20 protein-coding genes are annotated in these 24,007 nt (G+C 33.4%); all 20 read right to left on the bottom strand.

Features of this window, described 5'->3' with window-relative positions; all coding sequences use genetic code 11:
* Positions 1-71: 71 nt before the first annotated feature.
* Positions 72-1,907, bottom strand: coding sequence for a molecular chaperone DnaK (gene dnaK / locus AC1RPX_RS02030; protein ID WP_481761376.1), 1,836 nt, complete (start codon positions 1,905-1,907; stop codon positions 72-74).
* A 25-nt stretch (positions 1,908-1,932) separates the two neighbouring features.
* On the bottom strand, positions 1,933-2,529 hold the full coding sequence (gene grpE / locus AC1RPX_RS02025) for a nucleotide exchange factor GrpE (RefSeq protein WP_481761377.1): 597 nt from the start codon (positions 2,527-2,529) through the stop codon (positions 1,933-1,935).
* 17 nt (positions 2,530-2,546) lie between these two features.
* Positions 2,547-3,590 carry a heat-inducible transcriptional repressor HrcA gene (gene hrcA, locus AC1RPX_RS02020; protein WP_409022460.1) on the bottom strand — a complete coding sequence of 348 codons (1,044 nt, stop codon included), beginning with the start codon at positions 3,588-3,590 and terminating at the stop codon, positions 2,547-2,549.
* Between the two features lie 154 nt (positions 3,591-3,744).
* Positions 3,745-4,689 (bottom strand): riboflavin biosynthesis protein RibF, encoded by a 945-nt coding sequence (ribF, locus tag AC1RPX_RS02015; protein ID WP_481761378.1) that lies wholly within the window; start codon positions 4,687-4,689, stop codon positions 3,745-3,747.
* Positions 4,690-4,705: 16 nt separating this feature from the next.
* The gene (truB, locus tag AC1RPX_RS02010; protein WP_481761379.1) at positions 4,706-5,611 is read right to left on the bottom strand and encodes a tRNA pseudouridine(55) synthase TruB; all 906 of its coding nucleotides are present in this window, start codon (positions 5,609-5,611) and stop codon (positions 4,706-4,708) included.
* 157 nt (positions 5,612-5,768) lie between these two features.
* The gene (locus AC1RPX_RS02005) at positions 5,769-7,175 is read right to left on the bottom strand and encodes a tetratricopeptide repeat protein (RefSeq protein WP_481761380.1); all 1,407 of its coding nucleotides are present in this window, start codon (positions 7,173-7,175) and stop codon (positions 5,769-5,771) included.
* A 342-nt stretch (positions 7,176-7,517) separates the two neighbouring features.
* Positions 7,518-7,871: a 30S ribosome-binding factor RbfA gene (gene rbfA / locus AC1RPX_RS02000; RefSeq protein WP_409022457.1), complete on the bottom strand. Its 354-nt coding sequence runs from the start codon at positions 7,869-7,871 to the stop codon at positions 7,518-7,520.
* A gap of 27 nt (positions 7,872-7,898) precedes the next feature.
* A complete protein-coding gene (infB, locus tag AC1RPX_RS01995) occupies positions 7,899-10,226 on the bottom strand; it encodes a translation initiation factor IF-2 (RefSeq protein WP_481761381.1) in 2,328 nt (775 codons plus the stop codon).
* 15 nt (positions 10,227-10,241) lie between these two features.
* A complete protein-coding gene (locus AC1RPX_RS01990; protein WP_409022455.1) occupies positions 10,242-10,547 on the bottom strand; it encodes a L7Ae/L30e/S12e/Gadd45 family ribosomal protein in 306 nt (101 codons plus the stop codon).
* On the bottom strand, positions 10,537-10,836 hold the full coding sequence (gene rnpM / locus AC1RPX_RS01985) for an RNase P modulator RnpM (protein WP_409022454.1): 300 nt from the start codon (positions 10,834-10,836) through the stop codon (positions 10,537-10,539). The genes AC1RPX_RS01990 and rnpM overlap by 11 nt, the downstream gene beginning before the upstream one ends.
* 43 nt (positions 10,837-10,879) lie before the next feature.
* Entirely contained in the window at positions 10,880-11,956 is a 1,077-nt protein-coding gene (gene nusA / locus AC1RPX_RS01980) for a transcription termination factor NusA (protein WP_409022453.1), read from the bottom strand.
* A 29-nt stretch (positions 11,957-11,985) separates the two neighbouring features.
* Positions 11,986-12,459 (bottom strand): ribosome maturation factor RimP, encoded by a 474-nt coding sequence (rimP, locus tag AC1RPX_RS01975; protein ID WP_409022452.1) that lies wholly within the window; start codon positions 12,457-12,459, stop codon positions 11,986-11,988.
* Between the two features lie 131 nt (positions 12,460-12,590).
* Positions 12,591-16,934 (bottom strand): PolC-type DNA polymerase III, encoded by a 4,344-nt coding sequence (locus tag AC1RPX_RS01970; RefSeq protein WP_481761382.1) that lies wholly within the window; start codon positions 16,932-16,934, stop codon positions 12,591-12,593.
* A 72-nt stretch (positions 16,935-17,006) separates the two neighbouring features.
* Positions 17,007-18,722, bottom strand: a complete 1,716-nt coding sequence (locus AC1RPX_RS01965; RefSeq protein ID WP_481761383.1) for a proline--tRNA ligase — start codon at positions 18,720-18,722, stop codon at positions 17,007-17,009.
* A 23-nt stretch (positions 18,723-18,745) separates the two neighbouring features.
* Positions 18,746-20,017: an RIP metalloprotease RseP gene (gene rseP / locus AC1RPX_RS01960; protein WP_481761384.1), complete on the bottom strand. Its 1,272-nt coding sequence runs from the start codon at positions 20,015-20,017 to the stop codon at positions 18,746-18,748.
* A gap of 23 nt (positions 20,018-20,040) precedes the next feature.
* Positions 20,041-20,835, bottom strand: coding sequence for a phosphatidate cytidylyltransferase (locus AC1RPX_RS01955; protein WP_409022448.1), 795 nt, complete (start codon positions 20,833-20,835; stop codon positions 20,041-20,043).
* A 10-nt stretch (positions 20,836-20,845) separates the two neighbouring features.
* On the bottom strand, positions 20,846-21,613 hold the full coding sequence (locus AC1RPX_RS01950) for an isoprenyl transferase (RefSeq protein WP_481761385.1): 768 nt from the start codon (positions 21,611-21,613) through the stop codon (positions 20,846-20,848).
* Positions 21,614-21,699: 86 nt separating this feature from the next.
* Complete coding sequence (gene frr / locus AC1RPX_RS01945) at positions 21,700-22,263, bottom strand: ribosome recycling factor (RefSeq protein WP_409022446.1); 564 nt, start codon at positions 22,261-22,263, stop codon at positions 21,700-21,702.
* Positions 22,264-22,986, bottom strand: a complete 723-nt coding sequence (gene pyrH / locus AC1RPX_RS01940) for a UMP kinase (protein WP_481761386.1) — start codon at positions 22,984-22,986, stop codon at positions 22,264-22,266. It lies immediately after the preceding gene.
* Between the two features lie 133 nt (positions 22,987-23,119).
* Positions 23,120-23,995, bottom strand: a complete 876-nt coding sequence (tsf, locus tag AC1RPX_RS01935) for a translation elongation factor Ts (protein ID WP_481761387.1) — start codon at positions 23,993-23,995, stop codon at positions 23,120-23,122.
* Positions 23,996-24,007 lie beyond the last annotated feature (12 nt).

Genomic DNA, 24,007 nt, shown 5'->3' with positions numbered 1-24,007 from the left:
TCTAACATGAAATAAAAAGCCAAAGTCCCAAAGGCCTTTGACTTTCTATCACACTCAAAATTTAGTAAAGATTACTTCTTATCTTCAGGGTTAACTTCTTCGAAGTCACCATCGACAGTTTCATCTTTAGGGTCTTTAGCCGTGCCTTCAGCACCAGCTTCACCTTGAGCTTCTTGTGCTTGTTGATACAATTTAACAGTTAAGTCTTGAACAATTTTATTCAATTCATCTTTCTTAACTTTCATATCTTCAACATTGTTATCTTCTTGAGCTTTCTTCAAAGCATCACGAGCATCTTCAGCAGATTTAATTTCTTCTTCAGTTACTTTACCTTTTAATTCTTCCAAAGTTTTATCAACTGAGAATAATAATTGATCAACTTCATTCTTCAAATCAACTTCTTCTTTACGTGCCTTATCTGCTTCTTCGTTTTCTTTAGCTTCATTAACCATGCGTTCGATTTCGTCTTCTGCAAGACCACCTGAACTCTTGATTGTAATTTTTTGTTCTTTGTTTGTGCCTAAATCTTTAGCAGAAACGTTAACAATACCATTTTTATCAATATCAAATTTAACTTCAATTTGAGGGATTCCACGAGGTGCAGCAGGAATATCATTTAATTGGAAACGGCCTAATGTTTTATTATCAGTAGCCATTGGACGTTCACCTTGTAAGACATGGATATCAACGGCAGGTTGGTTATCTGCAGCTGTTGAGAACGTTTGTGACTTGCTTGTTGGGATCGTTGTATTACGATCAATTAACTTAGTAAAGACGCTACCCATTGTTTCAATACCCAATGAAAGTGGTGTTACATCAAGTAAAACAACATCCTTAACATCACCAGTAATGACACCACCTTGAATTGCAGCACCAAGTGCAACAGCTTCATCAGGGTTAACTGATTGGTTAGGTTTGTGATCTGTTTCTTTTTCAACTAATGCTTGAACAGCAGGAATACGTGTTGAACCACCAACCAAGATAACTTGATCAATATCAGCATTTGTTAATCCAGCATCTTTTAAAGCATTTTGAACTGGAATACGTGTACGTTCAACTAAGTCTTGTGTAAGATTATCAAATTTTGCACGTGATAATGTTGCTTCTAAATGTAAAGGTCCAGCAGCACCGGCTGTAATAAATGGTAAGCTAATTTGTGCACTAGTAACACCAGATACATCTTTTTTAGCTTTTTCAGCAGCATCTTTAAGACGTTGCATTGCCATTTTATCTTTTGATAAGTCAATACCATTTTCTTTTTTGAAGGTCTCAACTAACCAGTCCATGATTTTTTGATCAAAATCATCTCCACCAAGTTTAGTATCACCGTTTGTTGATAGTACTTCAAAGACACCATCACCTAATTCAAGGATAGAAACATCAAATGTACCACCACCTAAATCGAATACAAGGATTTTTTCATCTTTTTCAGTATTTTCAAGACCATATGCTAAAGCAGCAGCAGTAGGTTCGTTAACAATACGTTCAACTTCTAAACCGGCAATTTTACCAGCATCTTTTGTAGCTTGACGTTGTGAATCGTTAAAGTAAGCAGGAACTGTAATAACAGCTTGTGTTACTGATTCGCCTAAGTAAGCTTCAGAATATTCTTTGATGTATTGTAAAATCATAGCAGAAACTTCTTGTGGTGTGTATGATTTTCCTTGAATATCTACTTTGTAGCCTTCTTCTCCCATGTGACGTTTAATTGATGCAACAGTATCAGGGTTTGTGATTGCTTGGCGTTTAGCAACTTCACCAACTTGAGTTTCGCCATCTTTAAATGAAACAACAGATGGTGTTGTACGATTTCCTTCTGGGTTTGTAATAATTTTTGCTTCTTTACCTTCTAACACAGCAACAGCTGAGTTAGTTGTTCCTAAATCAATTCCTATAATTTTTGCCATAATTTATCTACCTCTTCTTATATTATTATTGAGCGACAACGACCATTGCTGGACGTAACACTCTATCTTTTAATTTATATCCTTTTTGAAGGACTTGAACAATTGTATCTGCTTTTTGATCATCAGAAGCTGGAACTGTTTGAACTGCTTGGTGAACATTTGGATCAAAAGTAACGTCATCAGTTGCAATTTCTATAACGTCATTATTAGTTAATGCTTTTTGTGCATCTTTATAAACTAATTCAATACCTTTTTTAAGTTGTTCGCCACTCTCAGTGTCAACCTCAATTGCCAATGCTCGTTCCAAATTATCGATAACTGGTAGAACATCTTTAGCTAATGATTGCCCGCTATACTTTAAGAGTTGTTCTTGTTCTTTCTTAAAGCGTGTATTCATATTTGCCATTTCGGCTTCTGCTCGTAAATATTTATCTTCCATTGTGTCTAAACTAGCTTGTAACTCAACTAATTTATCTGCATCAGAAGGCTTTTTACTAAATTTTTCTTTTACTTTATCAGTAACAGAACTTTTTTTCTCATTTTGATTAGTTGCTTCACTAGACTGATGTTGCTCTTGTGTAACATCTTCTTCAACTAAATCTTCTTTGGCATCTTTAACCACACACAACACCCCTTTTCTTATTTATCAAATTGTTGATAATAATCTAACAATTTTTTAGCAAGCTCATCACTAAATGCATCTAATAAACCAATCATTTTTGAATATGGCATATTTGTAGGACCCAATAATGCGATAACCCCTTGACCATGGTCACTAACATCATAACTAGCTGATATAAGACTATAGTTATCAAGTAATTGGTTCGTTAATTCCTCACCAATTTTAATTTGAATAGGTTTACCTTGAATTCCAATTAATTCACCAATATTCTTGTTATTTGATGTGTCTACTAAATCATATAATGATTTTAATTCATCCACGTTACTATCGGTAGCAAAATCTAATATATTAGATTTACCGCCAACAAAAACTTGTTCACGTGCTGCCTGCTTTAAAATATTACCAAAAATATCTAAAATACCAGCTGGCCTACGCATATAATTAACCAACATAACTGGGATACTTGTTCTTAACTTCTTAGAAATTTCAGCTAATGACAACCCAATTAATTGGTCATTCAACAACCTTGTTACGGCTTCTAAATCTGATCCGTTAATCGATTTAGGAATACTGAATGTCTGATTCTCAACAACGCCACTACTCATCACAAGAATAGCCATAATTCGATGATTTCCTAATGGTACTAATCGAAAACCTTCGAGACGACTTTCCATTGTTTCAGGTCGTAAAGAAATCGCTGTATAATTTGTTAAGTCCGAAAGAATCTTAGTTGATTCTGCAAATATTTCATCAATCTTTTGAAAATGAACACCAAGAGAATTTTGAATATTCGCTAATTCCGCTGCTGGAACAACGCCGGGTTTAACAATGTGATCAACATAATATCGATAACCTAAAAATGAAGGAATTCTACCAGAAGAAGAATGTGTTTTTTTAATTAACCCATTATTTTCCAATGTCACCATTTCATTTCTGATAGTTGCTGAACTTACATGCATTGGTAAAAAATCAACGACCGATTTAGAACCAACAGGTTGACCAACCTCTGTATATACTCTGACAATTGCTTCTAACACTAACATTTGTCTTTCTGTTAGCATGATCAATCACCTCTTTTTAGCACTTAACACAATGGAGTGCTAAGACAACTATTAATATACTAAATGTTGAGATTATTGTCAAGGAATGCACTCACTTTTTTAAAGAAAATGGCTGACTAAATATATCCTATTTAGTCAGCCATTAAACCAATACTTATATGTGTTGGTCAAAATAAGTATTAGTATTTTTTTTATCTTTATTTAATTGCGTAATTAATCCAGGAATACCTTCAAATTTAACTTCACTTCTCAAATATGCTAACCATTGAACCGTAACAATTTGGCCATAAATCATCTCGTTGAAATCAAATAAATTTATTTCGACCGTTAATTCACGATTTTTTCCAAACGTTACGTTGTAGCCAATAGATGCCATCCCACGATACCAGACATCACCAACCTGAACGCTAGTCACATATATTCCGGGTCCCGGAATTCGAATGTGTTCATTGAATTCTAAATTTAATGTTGGAAAGCCAAGTTCTCTACCTCTAGCTTCACCGTGAACAACTTTACCAAGTGTTTCATATTTATAGCCCAATAACTTATTAACATCGCTAATATGTCCGTTATCAATTTCCATTCTAATTCGAGATGAACTTATCTTTTGATGATTCGTCGCTAATTCAGGCACAGTAATAATTTCAAATTTTTGATTAGCATATAAAGGTAGTGTATCCATATTTGCGATATCTTTTTTACCATACGTATAATCAAATCCTGCAACTACTACCTTTACATGCAATGCAACCATATATTTATCGACAAAATCTTGTGGTTCCATTTTTGCTAAACTATTATTTAGCGTTAAAATATAAAAAATATCAACGCCTAATTGCTTCATTAATAATATTTTTTTTTCCATAGACGTTAAATATTTTACACTTTGTTCGGGTGCTTTTTGAAATTGTACTGACGGATGCTTATCAAATGTCATTACTGCAAGTTTAATATTTTTTTCGTTAGCTTTTTGCTTAGCTTCTTGTATTACTTTTTGATGTCCTAAATGAACACCGTCAAAAAAACCCATAGCAAGTGAAATAGAATCATTACTAATTTCGTTAGGGTTATACGGTTCAGTTAAATAAATAACTTTCATGTTCCAATATCTTCCTTTATCCTAAATCAAACATTGTCTCAGACTGATAACGATTTTTTTCACTATTCAATCTGTATAAACATCTAATTTTATTTTCATAAACTAGAGAAACTGTTGGCTCATTATTAAACGAATCAACTGCTAAAAATCCACCATTTTGGACAATAAGCCACTGTTCAGTTGTTAATTCATACCTTTTAAATGATGTTAGCGCTGTATCAATTGGATATAACAACGATTCTAACGTCCCATTGACTTTAGCCTCATTTAATTGGTCCAGGGTAAACGCCTTATCAATTCTAAAACCGCCGCTTTCCAGTCTAGTCAGGTCGGACATAACTGCAGGTACACCTAATTTTTTACCGAGATCAACAGCTAGCGTCCTAACATAGGTCCCTTTTCCACATGCAACTTCAAAATAAATTTTTTGTCTTTTATTTTCTAAATCATATTCTGTAGCTTTCGTTTGAATAAATGAAGTCACCGTTATTTGTCTTTCTGGACGTTCCACTGTTTCACCTTTACGAGCGTAATCATATAAGCGACGTCCGTTTACTTTAACAGCTGAGAACATTGGTGGAATTTGAATCATTGTACCTGTCATCTGGTTCATAACATCATCAATTTCTTCCGATGTGAAAGGATCTATAATCTCTTTTTCTTCGATTATTTCGCCATCTAAATCTTCAGTTTCTGTAGAGAAACCAAGTGTTATTTCACCCGCATATACTTTGCCAGAATTCATCAAATAGTTTACTGTTTTTGTCGCTTTACCAATACAAATCGGTAGAACACCATCAACATTTGGATCAAGAGTACCTGAATGACCAACTTTTTTGGTTTGAAAAATGCCACGACACTTAAAAACACAATCATGACTGGTCATACCACGTTCTTTGAATAGTGGAATAATTCCGTCCATTGTCTTACCTCCGTTAATATACTTTTAACAGTATATCATAATCAGTAAAACAAGGGATATCGATTCTAATTTTTATAAATATTGAAATTTCTATTTAAGAGATAACTATCTATCATCATTCCTAAATACCTATTTACCAACAGTTTTAGCTACGTTATTATTCACAAAACTTCCCATAAACATCATAATTTTTTATTCTTTCCATAACGTTATCCATTTCTTTTTGTAGTGCAGGCCGATTTTTATATTTCTTTTTCAAACCCTCACAAAGAGATATTGCTACTTCCTCATCTCCAAAGTTATTATACCGTAAAATATAATCGCCAATATTTTGATAGTCTTTTCTATTTTTAGCTTTAACTATTAAATCTTTAACTATGCTTTCAAACATCATGTTAGCTTCTTTGGGATATAGTGGGTAAATATATTTTCCATAATTCATAAATAAATTCAGATTTTTTTTAATTAATTGTAGCAAAATGGTAGCTTCGTTTTCATCTGCTAATATCTGTGCAAGTTGCCAATTATCAAGTGTTTTAGAAATGTTTTTCAGAATATCAGGGTATTCAGCTTTCCAAAATCCATTATCAACTAAAAGCTTTTTTAATTTTTTATAATCGGAATCATTGCCTTTATATAATGCCTGTTTTAAATACTCAATTCTTTTTTGAACTTGATTTGTCTCCTCATAGATAGTATCTAGTCGAGTATACCAAGGTTGTAAATATTGAATATTTTTATCATTATCTGTAATTAATTTTTTTAGTACTAATTTTTCTGCAACTTCATAGTCTTTTCTTGAAACAGCTAACTCAACTTTAAACATTCTAACATCATCAATATCTAAATTATTATTAATAATTTCTTCTGCTTCTTTAATTTTATTTACTTGGAAGAACAATTTAATTTTAAATAATAAATATTTACTTTTCCTATCTTGTTGTGTATATTCATCAAATCTTGTACTAATTTTATCGGCAATTTTCAATACTTTATCCGTATTTTTTGTATTTAGCAAAGGAAGAATGAGACTGAGTAAATCAAAATCACTCACCGCCCATTCATTCCAAAAATTTTTTTTAGCATATCGAATAACATTCGTAACAATTAATTTTTTCTTTTCATCTGCCCCATCTTTAACAGACAGTTTTTCTACATAAATCCGTATTTTAGAAAGTATACTCTCTTGCTCAATCATAAACCCTAATTCTGTATACTCACTGACCTTTACTAATTGTTCTAATAAATCTAATAATATTAACATAGGTGCTTTTAAATAATTTTGACTAAATCTCACGTCACAAATAGAGAGCAGATTATCGACTACTTCACTAATATTGTCGTATCCTCTCCACGAAACATACCCTTGTTTCCTATTTTCATAAATAATTTCTCGAATTCGTTCCTTTGCATCTTCTATTTCTTCTTCTTCATCCAAAAATCCCAAATCAGCTAATATATCATTCTTTATTTCGTATTTATTCTCAGTATATTTTGTTAGTAATCGAATTAATACTTCTTTTGACTGTGAAGTTAATAATTCTTTATATTGCTCTGAATTCAAATTAGTACCTCTTTCTAATATATATTTTGAAAATTAAATTAATTTTTTAAAGGAAATTACCACACTATCTAATGATTGTTGAATAGTGGTATAAGAAAAATTCATAATTCTTCAAATGAATTAGTATTCAACTACACCATATAATCAAAGATATGAGATACCAATACTTACAACTAATTTTACTTGATTACTATTAAAAATAAAAGATATGATTATATTATAAGATAATATCTCCATTGATGAGGAGAAAAAAAGGCCTAATCACTAAGGATTAGGACCTTCATAAAGTTATCCATCAACAACAGTTTAAATAGAGCAACAAACGGTATCAGGATTTTTATTTTAATATTCAGAATCTATCTTTTTAAGTAATTGATCAATTTTATCACCATATTGAACTGACTCATCTCTTACAAAAACCAATTCTGGTGTTTTATAAATTGATAATCTTGATCCAAGTTCACCACGAATTAATCCAGAAGCTTTTTCCAAACCACGTTGTGTTTTTTGTGCATCTGATGCCATATTTGACAATATACTATAGTAAATTGTCGCCTGTTGTAAATCACCAGTTACATTAACTCCCGTAATTGTGACACCTTCAACTCGAGGATCTCTCACTCGTTTTAAAAGAATATCATTAACTTCTTTTTGAATTTCTTGTGATAAACGACCTACACGGTAATGTTGTGTCATTTTATATCCTCCTATAGTTGTTATGAATTATTTAACTGGAACTTCTTCCATAACGTAGGCTTCAATTTGGTCGCCTTCTCTAATGTCATTGTATTTTTCAATCATGACACCACATTCGAAACCTTGTTTAACAATTTTAGCGTCATCTTTAAAGCGTTTCAAGCTTGCTAATTTACCTTCATAAATAACAATACCATCACGAATTAAACGAACGCCGCTATCTCTTTCGATGTAACCTTCAGTGACGTAAGCACCACCAATTGTTCCAACTTTTGTAACTTTATATGTTTCACGAATTTCAACTTGTCCAGTTATTTTTTCTTCAAAGACTGGTTCAAGCATTCCCTTCATAGCCGTTTCAATTTCTTCAATTGCGTTATAAATAACACGATGTAAGCGAATATCAACTTCGTCAGATTGTGCTTGAAGTTTAGCTTGAGGTGTTGGACGAACATTAAATCCTATAATGATAGCATTACTTGCTTCTGCCAAAGTAACATCACTTTCAGTAATTGCACCAGCTGCTTGATGAATGATATTAACTCGAACACCTTCAACATCAATCTTCTTCAAACTTCCTGCAAGAGCTTCAACTGAACCTTGAACATCTGCTTTAATAATAACAGCAACTTCTTTTAATTCGCCTTCTTTAAGTGAATCAAACAAGTTATCAAGTGTTACATGCGTAACATTTCCACGTTCTTTTGTTAAAGCACGTTTAGCACGTTCTTCACCAGCTGCACGAGCAGTTTTTTCATCATCAAAGACAACGAAACGATCGCCAGCACCTGGAACATCATTCAAACCAGTAATTTCTACTGGTGTAGCAGGTTTAGCTTTATTAACTTGACGGCCTTTATCATTTGTCATAGTACGGACACGTCCGAAACTATTACCAACAACAATTGGATCACCAACTTTTAACGTACCTTGTTGAACAAGTAATGAAGCAACTGTTCCACGGCCTTTATCAAGACGAGCTTCAATAACAGATCCAATACCCTTTTGTTTTGGATTTGCTTGTAATTCAAGAACTTCGGCTTCAAGTAAAATCATTTCTAATAATTCATCAAGGTTTGTGCCTGTTTTCGCTGAAATTTCAACGAAAATAGTATCACCACCCCAACTTTCAGGAATTAATTCATATTCAGCCAATTGTTCTGTAACATGAGCAGGATTAGCACCGGGCTTATCCATTTTATTAACAGCAACAATAATAGGTACATTGGCTGCTTTAGAATGATTAATTGCTTCAATTGTTTGAGGCATAACCCCATCATCAGCAGCAACAACTAAAACAGTGATATCAGTAATATCGGCACCACGAGCACGCATATTTGTAAATGCAGCATGTCCAGGTGTATCTAAGAATGTAATTGTTTTATTATCATGTTTTACTTGGTAAGCACCAATATGTTGTGTAATACCACCAGCTTCACCATCAGTAACATGTGTATGACGTAATTTATCAAGTAAGGTTGTCTTACCATGATCAACATGTCCCATGATTGTAACAACTGGTGGTCTTGAAACAAGATTATCTTCATTTTTAATTTCTGCATCAAACATTTTATCAATATCAGCAACATCTACATCGATTTTAGCTTCTGATTTAATACCATATTCTGCTGCTAAAATTTCAATTGTATCTGTATCGAGTGTTTGATTTTGGTTAACCATTACGCCTAACATAAATAATTTTTTAATAATTTCTGCTGGTTCACGATGAATCTTTTTAGCAATTTCAGCAACATTAGTTGCAGCATTGTAATATAAGATTTCTGGTAATGGTTTATCTTTTCTGGGTGATACAGGTGGTTTTGGTGTCGTTGAACGACGGTTTTTCTTATTTCTGTTACGTTTGTTATAAGGATTATTCCCATAACGGTTATTATTATTAAATCTCGAACGTCCTTGCTGATTAGCATTACCATTATTAGCAGTTCTAGCACTTGATTGTGTACTATTTTGAGGACGATTTGCTGGCTTTTCATTTGTTGTCTTTGGTGCAGCGTTAGTTGTTCTTGCTACTGGTTTTGAAGCTACCTGCGATGATTTTTGAGCAACAGGTTTACTATTCGTTGTTTTAGCAGGTTGTGCTGGTTTCTTTGCAACAGGTTTTGCTACTGGTTTTTTCGGTGTTGCATTAGATACAGTTTTTTCAACCATTTTCTTTGCAGCAACTACTTTAGCAGCGCCCTTTTTAAATTTATCGCGAATCTGACGTTCTTCATTATCACCAATAGTTGACATATGATTTTTAACATCAAAACCTTTTGTCGTTGCAAAATCAATAATATCTTTAGTATTTAATTCTAGCTCTTTAGCTAATTCATAAATTCTTTTTTTTCCCATATTTGCATGCTCCTTCTATATATCCATTAAGTCACACATCCTTCTGCTAAAACCTTTATCGGTAATAGCATACACTGTGCGCTGTTGTCCAACGGCCTCACTTAAACTGGCTTTTGAAAATCCAACATATAATTTAACATTATAGCTGTTGCACTTATCTGTTACTTTTTTTAAAGTCGCTTGTCCACAATCTTCAGAAAGAATAACCAATTTAGCTTTATTCTTCCTGACAGCATTCAATACTAGTCCTTCACCAGTCACCAACATACCTGCGCGTCTGGTCAAGCCTAGCATTTGTAAGAATTTTTGACTATTTTTCATCTTTAAATAATTCTCGTCTAGCTACCTGATGGTCAACATATTCGACAAGTTCTTCATAAAATGATTCGTCAATCTTAATACCGAATGCTTTATTGAATGTTCTTTCTTTTTGAGCCTGCTTCGCCACATCTACATCAAGAAAAATATATGCGCCACGCCCTGGTTTCTTACCTGTTGGATCTAAAGATACTTCATTTTCTTTATTCTTAACAACACGAACAAGTTCTTTTTTAGGTTTCATTTCACCCGTAACGATATCTTTACGCATTGGAATTTTACGATTAATCACTTTAATTTGCCTCCAAATCAATTACCGATCAGTTTTAATCGGCTTATTTGTTTGTTTCAGAAACTTCTTTTTCTTCACTACTGTTAACCATATCAGATTCAGATTTAATATCAATTTTAAACGTTGTTAATTTTGCAGCTAATCGTGCATTTTGACCTTTTTTACCAATTGCTAATGACAATTGGTGATCTGGCACAACTACAGTACAAGCATGATCATTTTCTGGATTAAAGACAACATTGACAACTTCTGCAGGATTCAAAGCATTAGCAATGTATTTTGCAGGATCTTCATTCCATTCAACAATATCCATATTTTCGCCTTTTAATTCATTAACAATAGTTTGTACACGTTGTCCTTTAGGACCAACACAAGTACCAACAGCATCGATATCTGGATTATTCGAACGAACAGCTACCTTAGCACGGTCACCTGCTTCACGAGCAATTGATACAATTTCAACTGTTCCGTCATATATTTCAGGAACTTCTTGTTCAAATAATCGTTTTAGCAAGTCAGGATGTGAACGACTAACAAAAACTTGAGGGCCTTTAGCAGCATTCTCAACTTTTGTGATATAAACTTTAATTCGATCATGTGGATTAAAACTTTCACCAGGAATTTGATCAATCTTAGCTAAAACAGCTTCCACTTTACCTAAATTAACATAAATATAACGATTATCATGACGTTCTACTTCACCGCTAACGATTTCATTTTCATATTGAATATATTGATCATAAACAATACTACGTTCAGCTTCACGAACACGTTGCATGATAACTTGTTTAGCAGTTTGTGCAGCAATTCGTCCAAAATCCTTAGGTGTAACTTCAAATCGAATTGAATCGCCAACTTCATATGCTTTATTAATCTCTAAAGCATCTTGCAAACTAACTTCAAGACGTGAATCAAAGACTTCTTCGACTACTTCTTTAACCGCATAAACTGTAATATTACCTTTTTTTGAATCAAACTCTACTTCAACATTTTGTGCTTGATTGTAATGACGCTTGTATGCAGAAACTAATGCTGCTTCAATGGCATCAATAATAACTTCTTTTTTAATACCTTTTTCTTCTTCTAACACTGTAAGTGCACTTAATAGTTCTTTACTCATCTTTAATTTACTCCTTTATAAAAAGCTACTTAAAATTTGATAGCTAAGCGCGCCTTAGCTATTTTTTGACGAGGAATAACGATCGTTCTCTTACGCGTTTTGTCCATATAAACAACTGTTAATTCATCAGCTGTTAATTCCGTTAAGGTACCTTGAAAAATTTTAGCGTTATTAATAGGTTCATATAGTGAAATATTAACGTATTCATTCAAAGCTCTTTCATAATCTTTTTCCTTTTTCAAAGGTCTTTCAGCACCAGGTGATGAAACCTCTAAAAAATAAGCTTGTGGAATTGGATCAGGATTAATCTCATCTAATTTTTCACTTAAAATATCACTAACAGCAACACACTCTTCAATTTTAATGCCTTCAGGTTTATCAATGTAAACTCTTAAAAACCAACTTGGGCCTTCTTTAACAAATTCAATGTCCACCAATTCAATATTCTGTTCATCAACAATTGGTTGAACTAGCTCTGTGACAGTCTCTATAACAGTACTCACACGTTACCCTCCTTACATTTTCCCAATAAAAAGAGTGAGCATCGCTGCTCACTCAAACAAGATATCAAAATACTTTCTTTAATATAGCATAATTTTCTGAAAACATCAACAAACTGCTATGTTCTCACTTTTTAGAAAAAGACATCATCAAAAATAGATAGTTGATTTTCATCTGGTAATGCTTTTAAAACATTATTTTCAGTCATATACTCAATTAATGACTTAGAAACTTTACCACGTTTAGCTAAATCTTCTTTAGATAAAAATGGGCGTTCCTCACGAGCAGCAATAATTTGCTTAGCAACGTTATTACCAAGACCTGGTACAGCTCTAAATGGTGCAATTAACTTATCACCATCAATTATCCAATTTGAATCATCTGATTTATCCAAATCAATCATCCCAAATTGGAAGCCACGTTCAAGCATTTCATTGCTTAATTCAAGGACCGTCAACAAATTTTTCTCTTTTGTTGATGCATCCATCCCTTTATCATTAATATCTTTCATTGCTTTTTTCACTGCTTCTTTACCATGCGACATTGCGACTAAATCAAAATCATCTGCTCTAACACTGAAATAAGCACAGTAATATAACATTGGAAAATAAACTTTATAGTATGCAATTCGTAAGGCCATCAAAATATACGCAGCAGCATGTGCCTTAGGGAACATATACTTGATTTTTAAACATGCTCCGATATACCAATCTGGAATTTTTGCTGCTTTCATCTCAGTTTGATAATCATCTGAGATACCTTTTCCTTTTCGAACACCTTCCATAATATTAAAAGCGCTACCAGCTTCCATACCCATATGAATAAGCCCCATCATGATATCATCACGACAGCCAATAACTTCCGGCATCGTGATTGTTCCATTAGAAATAAGTTCTTCAGCGTTTCCCAACCACACATCTGTACCATGTGATAGACCAGAAATTTTTAATAGTTCAGCAAATGTTTTAGGTTTTGTTTCTTCTAGCATCCCTCGAACAAATCTCGTTCCGAATTCCGGAATACCTAATGTACCTGTTTTTGAGAAAATTTCGTCGCTAGTAACACCAAGTACTTCAGGCCCTTGGAATATTTGCATAACGCCCTTATCATCCGTAGGGATTGTTTTTGGGTCAACTCCTGATAAATCTTGTAACATTCTAATCATGGTTGGATCATCATGACCCAAAATATCTAATTTCAAGATATTATCGTGGATAGAATGGAAATCAAAATGGGTTGTTTTCCATTCGGAAGTTGAGTCATCTGCTGGATACTGGATAGGTGAAAAATCATAAACATCCATATAGTTAGGGACAACTAAGATACCACCAGGATGTTGACCGGTCGTCCGTTTAACGCCAGTTGACCCCTTAGCAAGTCGATCTATCTCCGCATTTCTAAACGTTGCTCCAGTATCACGTTCATAACCCTTAACATAACCATAAGCCGTTTTATCTGCAACAGTACCAATTGTTCCTGCACGGAAAACATAATCTTCCCCAAATAAAACTTTCGTATAATTATGCGCAATTGCTTGATAATCACCCGAAAAATTCAAATCAATATCAGGAACTTTATCACCATAAAATCCAAGAAAAGTTTCAAATGGAATATCATGTCCATCTTTATCTAATGGTGTACCACATTTGGGACAGTCTTGGTCTGGTAAATCAAATCCAGACCCATATTCACCTTTTTCATAAAAATGTGTATATTTACATTTAGGGCATCGATAATGAGGTGGTAATGGATTAATTTCTGTTATTCCAGTCATTGTTGCAACAAGACTTGACCCAACAGATCCACGGGACCCTACTAAATAACCATCTTTGTTAGATTTATGAACTAATTTTTGTGAAATTAAATAAATAACTGAAAATTCATTATCAATGATACTTGTCAATTCTTTATCAAGACGTTTAACCACAGTTTCAGGTAACTCTTCTCCATAAAGTTCATGAGCGCGATTATAGGTTAATTGTTTAATTTCTTCTTCAGAGCCATCAATTTTCGGTGCATATAATCGATCTTTAACTGGAGAAATGTCATCATCAATCATATTAGCGATTAAATTCGTATTTGTAACAACGATTTCTTTAGCAACATCCGCACCTAAAAATTGGAATCCTTCCAACATTTCATTCGTTGTTCTAAAATGTGCATCAGGTAAAATAGAACGATTTAACGGATTAGCACCACCCATTGAATTAACAAGAATTTTACGATAAATACTATCTTCAGGGTTCATATAATGAACATCTCCAGTCGCAACAACCGGCTTATCCATTTCGTGTCCTAAATCAACCATATTTTGTAAAATTTCCTCTAAATTTTGATTATCCTTAATTAATTCTTGATGGATTAGAGGTTCATATAATGCTTTAGGCTGAATTTCTAAGTAATCATAAAACTTAGCCTTTTCTTTAGCCTCTTCCATCCCTTTTTGCATCATTGCTGTAAATACTTCACCTGAGTCACACGCTGAACCAACGATAATACCTTCACGATATTTATTTAACTCACTTCGAGGGATGCGGGGCATCCGATAAAAATAATCTATCATCGAAGTTGAAACTAATTTAAACATATTTTTAAGTCCGGCTTGAGTTGTCGCAAGTAACGTAACATGGAATGGACGTGCTTGTTTGTAAGCATCATGCTCACCCATATGATCATTCAATTGAACATGTGACGTTATTTCAAATCGTTCCTTAGCATCTTTAATAAAGATATTACACAAAAGACCAGTTGTCTCAGCATCATAAATAGCGCGATGATGATGTTCCAAGTTAACATTGAATTTTTTGGAAAGTGTATTTAATCTAAACCCTTTTAATTCGGGATGTAAAAATCTTGCTAACGTTAACGTATCAATGATTGGATTTTGCATAGGTTCCATGCCATGACGTTCATATCCAGTATTCATAAAGCCAATATCAAAACTAGCATTATGGGCAACTAGAATACTACCTTCTGAAAATTCTCTAAATAATTTAAAAACTTCTTCTTCAGATTTTGATCCATGAACCATTTCATCCGTAATTGAGGTTAAATTAGTTGTTGTTTCAGATAAATGATGTCCTGGATCAATAAATTCATCAAATTCTTCAATGACATTTCCCTTTGTCATTTTAACAGCAGCTAATTCAATAACTTTATCAAATCGAGCAGATAAACCCGTTGTTTCCGTATCAAAAGTAACATAAGTGGCTTCTTCTAGATTTACATCCTTATCATTAAAAGCAATTGGAATACCATCATCAACAACGTTAGCCTCAACACCGTACAAAATTTTAATATTATTTTTCTTTCCAGCAGAATGAGCCTCAGGAAAACTTTGTAAGGTAGAATGATCCGTAATCGCAATTGCTTTTTGTCCCCATTTACTGGCTTGCTGTACATAATCCGTAATTGAATTTGTGGCATCCATTTGACTCATATTTGAGTGTAAATGTAATTCAACACGTCGTTCATCATCTGGAGCTGTTTCTTGACGGCTTGGGTGGTCGACTTGATTAATATCGTAAGCATTCACCACTAGATCTCGCATAAAATTATCTTCTTGTACTGCACCACGAACTCTGACCCATTCTTTTTCTTGAATAGCAGCAAACATCGCTTCGTCTTCTTCATTACGAGAGAATTTTTTTACGGTCATGGATGAACTATAATCCGTCATTTTAATGATCATTAATTGTCTTTCAGACTTAAGCGTCCGGATTTCCTTAGAGAAAATATATCCCTCAATAATAACCGAGCGTTCCTCTTCAATGATTTCAACCATCCGTTTTGCAGGCTCTTTTGTACTAATCTTTTTACCCATTTGAACAGGTCCATTAATTACAGTTTGAGAATCAGTCTTTTTCTTTTCATTTTGTTTCTGAATAGTTTCTGTTGCCTTCTGCATCATTATGGCATCTTGAGATTCTTTTCGCTGTCTAATTTCTTCTATTTTTTCTTGTGATTTTGATTCATCTAATAATGTATTAATATTTATCTGTGGAAATCCGACCATTTGATACGCAGTTTCAATTGGTCCTAATGCTTGACCTGTTAAGAACGTTTTTACAATTTCATTTTCAGCCATTAACATCACTCGTCTATCATCAAGATAAGGGACGTTCCCATGAAAAAGTTCTTGTACTAGCGAAGAATTAGCTTCACTATTTTTAACTGCCCATGTCCAATAATCGCCTAAAAGTTGGTTTGTTAATTCTGGTTGCTCAACTTGAACAGTTATTTTTGTTTTTGCAATATCTTTAAATGTAATTGCAATTTTATTTTCTAAGTCACTAAATAATGAAAATGGCAAAATTTTAGGGGCAACTAGCTTGAATTCCCATAGTTTTGACTTTTCATGAACAGTTACGGTTGAAATTTCAATTAAATCCAATATTTCACTATCTTGTTGGTCACTTGATTGAAAATTAATTTGTTCTAATAGTTTATTGAATAATTCTTTATTATTAAGCGACAAATGATTGACTCCTTTTCTAAAAATGAAAAAGAGACTGAGTCAAAATTTTCTTTTGAACTCAATCTTCTTTAACTAGTTTTGATTTTCTTCTTTTAATAAAATTGAGATAGAGCTCTCTAATTCGTCTTTCGTTACTTCAATCGTTTCACCATTTCTACGTAACTTCACTTCAACGATACCATCAGCAGCTTTCTTACCAACTGTAATTCGAACAGGTAATCCAATTAAATCTGAATCAGCAAATTTAACACCTGCACGTTCTTTACGATCATCAAGCAATACTTTGTAACCATTTTCAGTCATTTTTTTGTCAATTTCATTAGCTAGAGCCATTTGTTCATCATTTTTAGCATTAATTGGAATTACATGAACATCGTATGGTGCAATACTTCTAGGCCATACTAAACCATTTTCATCAGCTTGTTGCTCTGCAATGGCTGCAAGTAAACGACTAACGCCGATTCCATAACAACCTAATATCACAGGTTTTTCGCGGCCATTATCATCTAAGATATTAGCGCCCAATGCCTCAGAATATCGTGTTCCAATTTTGAAGATATGACCAATTTCAATCCCCTTAGTAAATTTCAATTCGCCTTCCCCTTCAGGTGAAGTTTCACCTTCTTGAGCCAAACGTAAATCTACAAATTTATCTACTCGGTAATCACGATCAATATTTGCGTTAAATAAATGAGAACCAGTCGTATTTGCACCAACGACCGCATTTATCATTCCCTTAATTCCTTCGTCGGCAACAATTGTTACGTCTTCTGTAACACCAACAGGTCCAAGTGAACCAAACTCTGCACCCAACACTTCAGTAACATCTGAATCAGTTGCCATACGTAAAAAATCAGCGCCTAATGTGTTTTTTAATTTAATTTCATTCAAAATATCATTTCCGCGCATTAAAACCATCACTGGTTTTTCATCAGCCATAAATAATAATGATTTTATTAAATTTTCACTTGCTGTATCAATAAATTTAGCCAACTCATCAATTGTTTTAATATTTGGTGTTTCAATTTTTTCAATATCTTTAATCGCTTCATGTGAATTCTTATATGTTTTCAAACTTTTTGCCATTTCTAAATTAGCTGCATAATCGCTCTTATCAGAATAAACGATTGTATCTTCACCAATATCAGAAATTGCCATAAATTCTTTTGAATCATTACCGCCCATTGCACCTGCATCACCAATAATACTTCTAAAATTAAGACCACAGCGTTCAAAAATATTTTGATATGCACGATTCATTTTTTGATAAGTATCATTTAAACTTTCTTCATCCGCATGGAATGAATAAGCATCTTTCATTAAAAATTCACGGCCTCTTAATATACCAAAACGAGGTCTATTTTCATCACGATATTTTTGTTGTATTTGGAACATTGTCAGTGGTAATTTTTTATATGATTTGATTTCATCACGAATTAAAGAAGTAAATGTTTCTTCATGAGTTGGTCCTAAAATAAATTTTCTATCATGTCGATCTTTTAATTTAAAAAGTGTATCACCATAGGTTTCATAACGACCTGTTTCTTCCCATAATTCAGCAGGAATAACGGCAGGTACAAGCATTTCAACCGCTCCAATTGCTTCCATTTCTTCGCGAATAATTGTTTCAATTTTTCTAATAACGGAGAAAGCTAATGGTAAATAACTGTACATTCCGGCTGAAACTTGTCGAATATATCCAGCTCGTAACATCATTTGATGACTGATAACCTCAGCATCGCTTGGAACTTCCTTCATTGTTGGTATTAATAATTGTGATTGTTTCATACTATTTTATTCTCCTTTTTCATTTAAAAGAAATAACGCTGAATATCATTCCATGTGACTAATATCATCAATATCATTAAAAATGCAAATCCAACTAATGTAATAACACCTTCTTTTTCAGGTGAAATTGGTTTGCCACGAATTCCTTCGATAATATTTAGTACTAATTTTCCACCATCTAAAGCTGGAATTGGTAATAAATTCACAATTCCTAAGTTAATTGATAAGAATGCAAGCAATGACACAACACTCGCCAACCCATAACTTGCTGCATTTGAAGTCACTGCATAAATTGCAACCGGACCACCAAAATCATTTAAGCTGACACCTTTAGTAAACATCCCTACTAATACAGCCACAATACTAGCCACGACACTCCATGATTGCGTAAACCCATAAGTAATTTTATTGATAAATGAGTGATCCATTTTAACTGTAATACCAATTTTACCGATCTTTGTTGAGTCTGTTTTACTTGATTCAGGTGTAATAACGATTGATTCTGTTTTACCGTTCCTTATTACTTTTAAGTCAGTTTTTTTATCAGGACGACTGCTAATCGCTGTCGTTAATTCAGTCCAGTTTGTTGTCTTTTTATCAGATACAGCTACAATTTTATCATTTGCTTTTAACCCCGCCCTTTGAGCCGCAGAATTCTCTTGAATTGTACCAATTTGATTCAAATTGGTTGCAACGCCACCTTGCATAAAAGCAAGTAGTATAAATGCAACAATAGCTAATAAAAAGTTATTCATCGGTCCAGCAAAATTCGTTAAAATTCGATTCCAAAGCGTAGCTGATTGAAATTGAACATCTTCAGGAGCGATTTGAATTTCTGTGCCATCTTTTTCAATTATTAACGCATCATGATCAACATTATATTTTTTTACTATCTCTTCATTACCATTTTCATATCCTGTAATCCAGAGTTCTTTTTGCAAATCACTATCTAGGTATTCGATTGGGATACCATTATACAGCGTTGTTTTTTTACTCGTATTAATCTTTGTAACCTTATTATTACTATCCAGTATTAAACTCATAGGCATACCAGGTTTTAAATCTTCATCTTCATCATCAGCGATTCCCGCCATTCTAACATATCCACCAAGAGGTAATATTCTTAAAGTGTACGTTGTACTACCTCTATGGAATGAAAGTATTTTTGGCCCCATACCAATTGAAAATTCACGAACTAAAATTCCAGCACGTTTTGCAAAATAGTAATGACCAAATTCATGAATCACAACTAAAATTCCAAAAACGATAATAAATGTAATAATCGTTTTAATCATGTGAATCCTCCCCCTTTAATTTATTACATTAACCCAAATAAATGCATAATTGGCCATACAAATATTAAACTATCAAATCGATCTAAAATACCACCATGTCCAGGTAGAATACGTCCAGAATCTTTTACACCATAGAAACGTTTAAACGCGGACTCAACTAAATCACCGCATTGTCCAAATACCGAAAGGATTAACGTAATCAAAATCATTATAGGAAAAGAATGATTTTGTGGGAAGAAGTAAATAAAGATACTTCCTAACAGTGTAGCCATTAATGTTCCACCAATTGAACCTTCCCATGTTTTATTTGGACTAATATGTGGTGCTAATTTATTTTTACCAAACTTACGTCCAAACATGTAAGCACCTGTATCTGTTGTCCAGATAACAATTAAAATATATGCTAATGTCATTAATCCGTTAAAATCGTTGCCTCTTGCCGCAATAAAATAATGAAATCCCATCCCGACATATAAAGAACTTAAGACAAAAACACCAGCATCATCAAATGAAAAACGATTTTTTGAAGTAACCATATACATTAATAGAAGTGCAACAAGAAAATAAAATACATTTACAGAAGAAATGTGAGCTGGTAAAAATTTAAACCACTTATCTGGTGCAATCACAGTTATTGTCATTAAGATACCAAAAGTAGCCTCTGGTGATATCAATAATTTTTTCTTCATTACAAATACTTCCGAAATACCAATGCATCCTAAAATTAAAGCAAATATCTGCAATGGTAGTCCACCAATAATAACCAATGGTATGAAAATACAGAGAGCCACAATTGCCGTAATTACGCGCTGTCTCATAAAAATTCTCCTATTCTTTTATACCACCGAAACGGCGGTCTCTTTTTTGATAATTTAGTATTGCATCTTTTAATGCATCTTCAGAAAAATCAGGCCATAATGTATCAGTAAACACTAATTCACTATAAGCAATTTGCCATAATAAGAAATTAGATATTCTTTCTTCACCACTAGTTCTGATTAGTAATTCCGGATCATTATAAGGTGCTAAATTACTAGTCATTAAATACTGGTCAATTGTTTTATCTGTTATCTCTTCAACGCTTAGTTTACCATTAGAGGTATCAGTTGCAATATTTTTGATAGCCGTCACAATCTCTGCTCGCCCACCATAATTTAATGCAAAATTAAGAACCATCCCTGTATTATCTTTAGTATCTTCCACTGCATTTTGAACAGCTAATTTTGTTTCATTTGGAAGCTGATCAATGTAGCCCATAACATTAACTTTTACATTCTTTTCAATTAATTCTGGTACAAACTTATCAAAAAAAGTACCCGGTAAACTCATCAGGTAATTAACTTCTGTTTCGGGCCGTTTCCAATTTTCAGTAGAAAATGCGTAAAGTGTTAAAACTTTAATCCCTAAATCACTTGCAGCCATAGTTACTGTTTTTACAGTATCCATACCGGTTTTATGTCCCGCAATTCTAGGTAAATGCCTTTTTTTTGCCCAACGTCCATTACCATCCATTATAACAGCAACATGTTTAGGAATTCTTTCCATATCCAATTGGATTAATTCATTTGTTTTATTTTTTTTAAAATTAAAAGCCATATTGTACCTCCAAGAATAGTTACATGTTCTATTGTAGCAAAAAAACAGGCACAAAACGACGCCTGTCTTAAAATAAAGCTATTTATTTAAACTGCTAAAATTTCTTTTTCTTTATCTGCTTGAATATTATCAATATTTTTAATTGATGCATTCGTCACATCTTGAGCTTGTTTTTCTAAATCTCGTAAATCATCTTCGGTTAAATCACCATTTTTTTCTGATTTTTTCAAGGCATCAACTGCATCACGTCTGATATTACGAATAATAACTTTAGCATTTTCTGCTTCAGCTTTAACGTCTTTAGCTAATTCCTTACGACGTTCTTCTGTTAATTGAGGAATAACTAATCGAATTGCTGATCCATCATTCGAAGGGCTAATTCCTAAATCAGCAACTAATAAACCATGTTCAATATCCTTCAAAGCACTTTTATCAAATGGCGTAATTAAAAGTACGCGAGCTTCTGGTACTGAAATTTGTGCAACTTGATTAAGTGGCGTTGGTGCACCATAATAATCTACTGTCACATTATTCAATAAACTAGCATTAGCTCGACCAGCCCGAATATTACCAAGATTTTTTTGAAGTGAAACCTCTGCTTTTGACATTTTATCTTGAGCATCAACTAATATAGGTTCTGTTATTTTCATTTATTTTCCCCTAACGGTTGTTCCGATGGTTTCACCGAGAACAACTTTTTTTATATTTCCTGGTTCGTTCAAATTAAATACGACTAACGGAATATCATTATCCATCGATAATGTACTTGCAGTTGTATCCATAACTTGTAAGTTTTTATTAATTATATCTAAATGTGTTAATTCTTCATATTTTGTTGCTGAGTCATCCTTTTGAGGATCAGCAGAATAGACACCATCTACGCCATTTTTTGCCATCAATATAACATCAGCATTAATTTCTGCAGCTCTTAACGCTGAAGTTGTATCTGTTGAGAAATATGGTGAACCCGTACCCGCAGCAAAAATAACAACGCGACCTTTTTCAAGATGACGAACAGCTTTACGGCGAATATAGGGTTCTGCAATTTGGCGCATTTCAATAGCTGTTTGAACTCGAGTTGGGACACCTACAGACTCAAGATTATCTTGCAATGCTAGTGCATTCATAACTGTTCCTAGCATCCCTATATAATCTGCCTGCGCACGTTCCATACCCATTGCGGCTCCAGCTTCACCACGCCACATATTACCACCACCAACAACGATAGCGACTTCAACACCCATTTCTTGAATTTCTTTTAATTCTTCAGCAACTTTTCTAATTACAGGTGGATTAATACCAAATCCTTGTTCTCCGGCTAATGCTTCACCGCTTAACTTCAACATAACGCGTCGATACTTAACATCTGACATCCAATGTTCCTCCTACAATCTATTTACAATTATTTTACCATATTTTAGGTATAATTAATAATTCAATTTATATCAAAATAAATTTATTAAAAAAAGTTTGTGCTTAAAGCACAAACTTTTGGATTGTAGAAAATTATTTAATTTGGCCCATAACTTCGTCTACAAAATTATTTTCTTTCTTTTCAAGACCTTCTCCAACTTCATAACGGATAAATAATTTAACTTTTCCACCCTTAGAAGCAACATACTTAGCAACTGTCATGTCAGGATCTTTAACAAAATCTTGATCATCTAAGCTAATATCAGCTAGATATTTATTTAAACGACCCTCAACCATTTTTTCAATGATATTTGCTGGTTTGCCTTCATTAGCAGCTTCTTTAGAAAGTACTTCTTTTTCATGTGCCAATTCATCAGCAGGTACTTGTTCACGAGATACATACTTAGGATTAATTGCAGCAACATGCATAGCAACATCTTTAGCAGTTGATTCATCAGCATCTGTAACGACAACAAGTGTTGAAATTGAGCCACCCATATGTGAGTATGATCCAAAACTTTCATTATCAGTTTTTTCTACTAATTCAAAACGACGTAATGAAATTTTTTCACCAATTACTTGTGTTGCTTCAATTAAATCATCATTAATTGTGCCACGGTCTGTTTTAATTGTAAGTGCTTCTTCAACATCTTTAGGATGTGCTTCAGCAATTTTAGTAGCAATCAATTTAACAAGTGTTTTGAATTGTTCGTTTTGAGCAACGAAATCAGTTTCTGCGTTAACTTCAACAATAGCTGCAAAGTTACCAGAGAATTGAACATCAGATAGACCTTCAGCAGCAACACGGTCACTTTTTTTAGCAGCCTTTGCCATACCTTTTTCGCGGAGGAAATCGATTGCTTTTTGCATATCACCGTCAACTTCAACGAGTGCTTTTTTTGCGTCCATCATACCGACACCAGTTGTATCACGTAATTCTTTAACTTGAGAAGCAGAAATTTTTGCCATTTGAATGGCCTC

Source organism: Dellaglioa sp. CoH-56-MRSF-14 (assembly GCF_056782115.1).
The sequence above is the reverse complement of the archived record's forward strand: the minus strand, read 5'-3'. Positions and strand labels throughout refer to the sequence as shown.

Excerpts from the sequence above, each read along its gene's own strand:
- hrcA (WP_409022460.1), bottom strand. The coding sequence starts at position 3,590 with ATGCTAACAGAAAGACAAATGTTAGTGTTAGAAGCAATTGTCAGAGTA.
- tsf (WP_481761387.1), bottom strand. The coding sequence starts at position 23,995 with ATGGCAAAAATTTCTGCTTCTCAAGTTAAAGAATTACGTGATACAACT.
- dnaK (WP_481761376.1), bottom strand. The coding sequence starts at position 1,907 with ATGGCAAAAATTATAGGAATTGATTTAGGAACAACTAACTCAGCTGTT.
- rseP (WP_481761384.1), bottom strand. The coding sequence starts at position 20,017 with ATGATTAAAACGATTATTACATTTATTATCGTTTTTGGAATTTTAGTT.
- AC1RPX_RS01965 (WP_481761383.1), bottom strand. The coding sequence starts at position 18,722 with ATGAAACAATCACAATTATTAATACCAACAATGAAGGAAGTTCCAAGC.
- truB (WP_481761379.1), bottom strand. The coding sequence starts at position 5,611 with ATGGACGGAATTATTCCACTATTCAAAGAACGTGGTATGACCAGTCAT.
- AC1RPX_RS01950 (WP_481761385.1), bottom strand. The coding sequence starts at position 21,613 with ATGGCTTTTAATTTTAAAAAAAATAAAACAAATGAATTAATCCAATTG.
- pyrH (WP_481761386.1), bottom strand. The coding sequence starts at position 22,986 with ATGTCAGATGTTAAGTATCGACGCGTTATGTTGAAGTTAAGCGGTGAA.
- ribF (WP_481761378.1), bottom strand. The coding sequence starts at position 4,689 with ATGAAAGTTATTTATTTAACTGAACCGTATAACCCTAACGAAATTAGT.
- infB (WP_481761381.1), bottom strand. The coding sequence starts at position 10,226 with ATGGGAAAAAAAAGAATTTATGAATTAGCTAAAGAGCTAGAATTAAAT.
- rbfA (WP_409022457.1), bottom strand. The coding sequence starts at position 7,871 with ATGACACAACATTACCGTGTAGGTCGTTTATCACAAGAAATTCAAAAA.
- frr (WP_409022446.1), bottom strand. The coding sequence starts at position 22,263 with ATGAAAATAACAGAACCTATATTAGTTGATGCTCAAGATAAAATGTCA.
- AC1RPX_RS01990 (WP_409022455.1), bottom strand. The coding sequence starts at position 10,547 with ATGAAAAATAGTCAAAAATTCTTACAAATGCTAGGCTTGACCAGACGC.
- nusA (WP_409022453.1), bottom strand. The coding sequence starts at position 11,956 with ATGAGTAAAGAACTATTAAGTGCACTTACAGTGTTAGAAGAAGAAAAA.
- AC1RPX_RS01955 (WP_409022448.1), bottom strand. The coding sequence starts at position 20,835 with ATGAGACAGCGCGTAATTACGGCAATTGTGGCTCTCTGTATTTTCATA.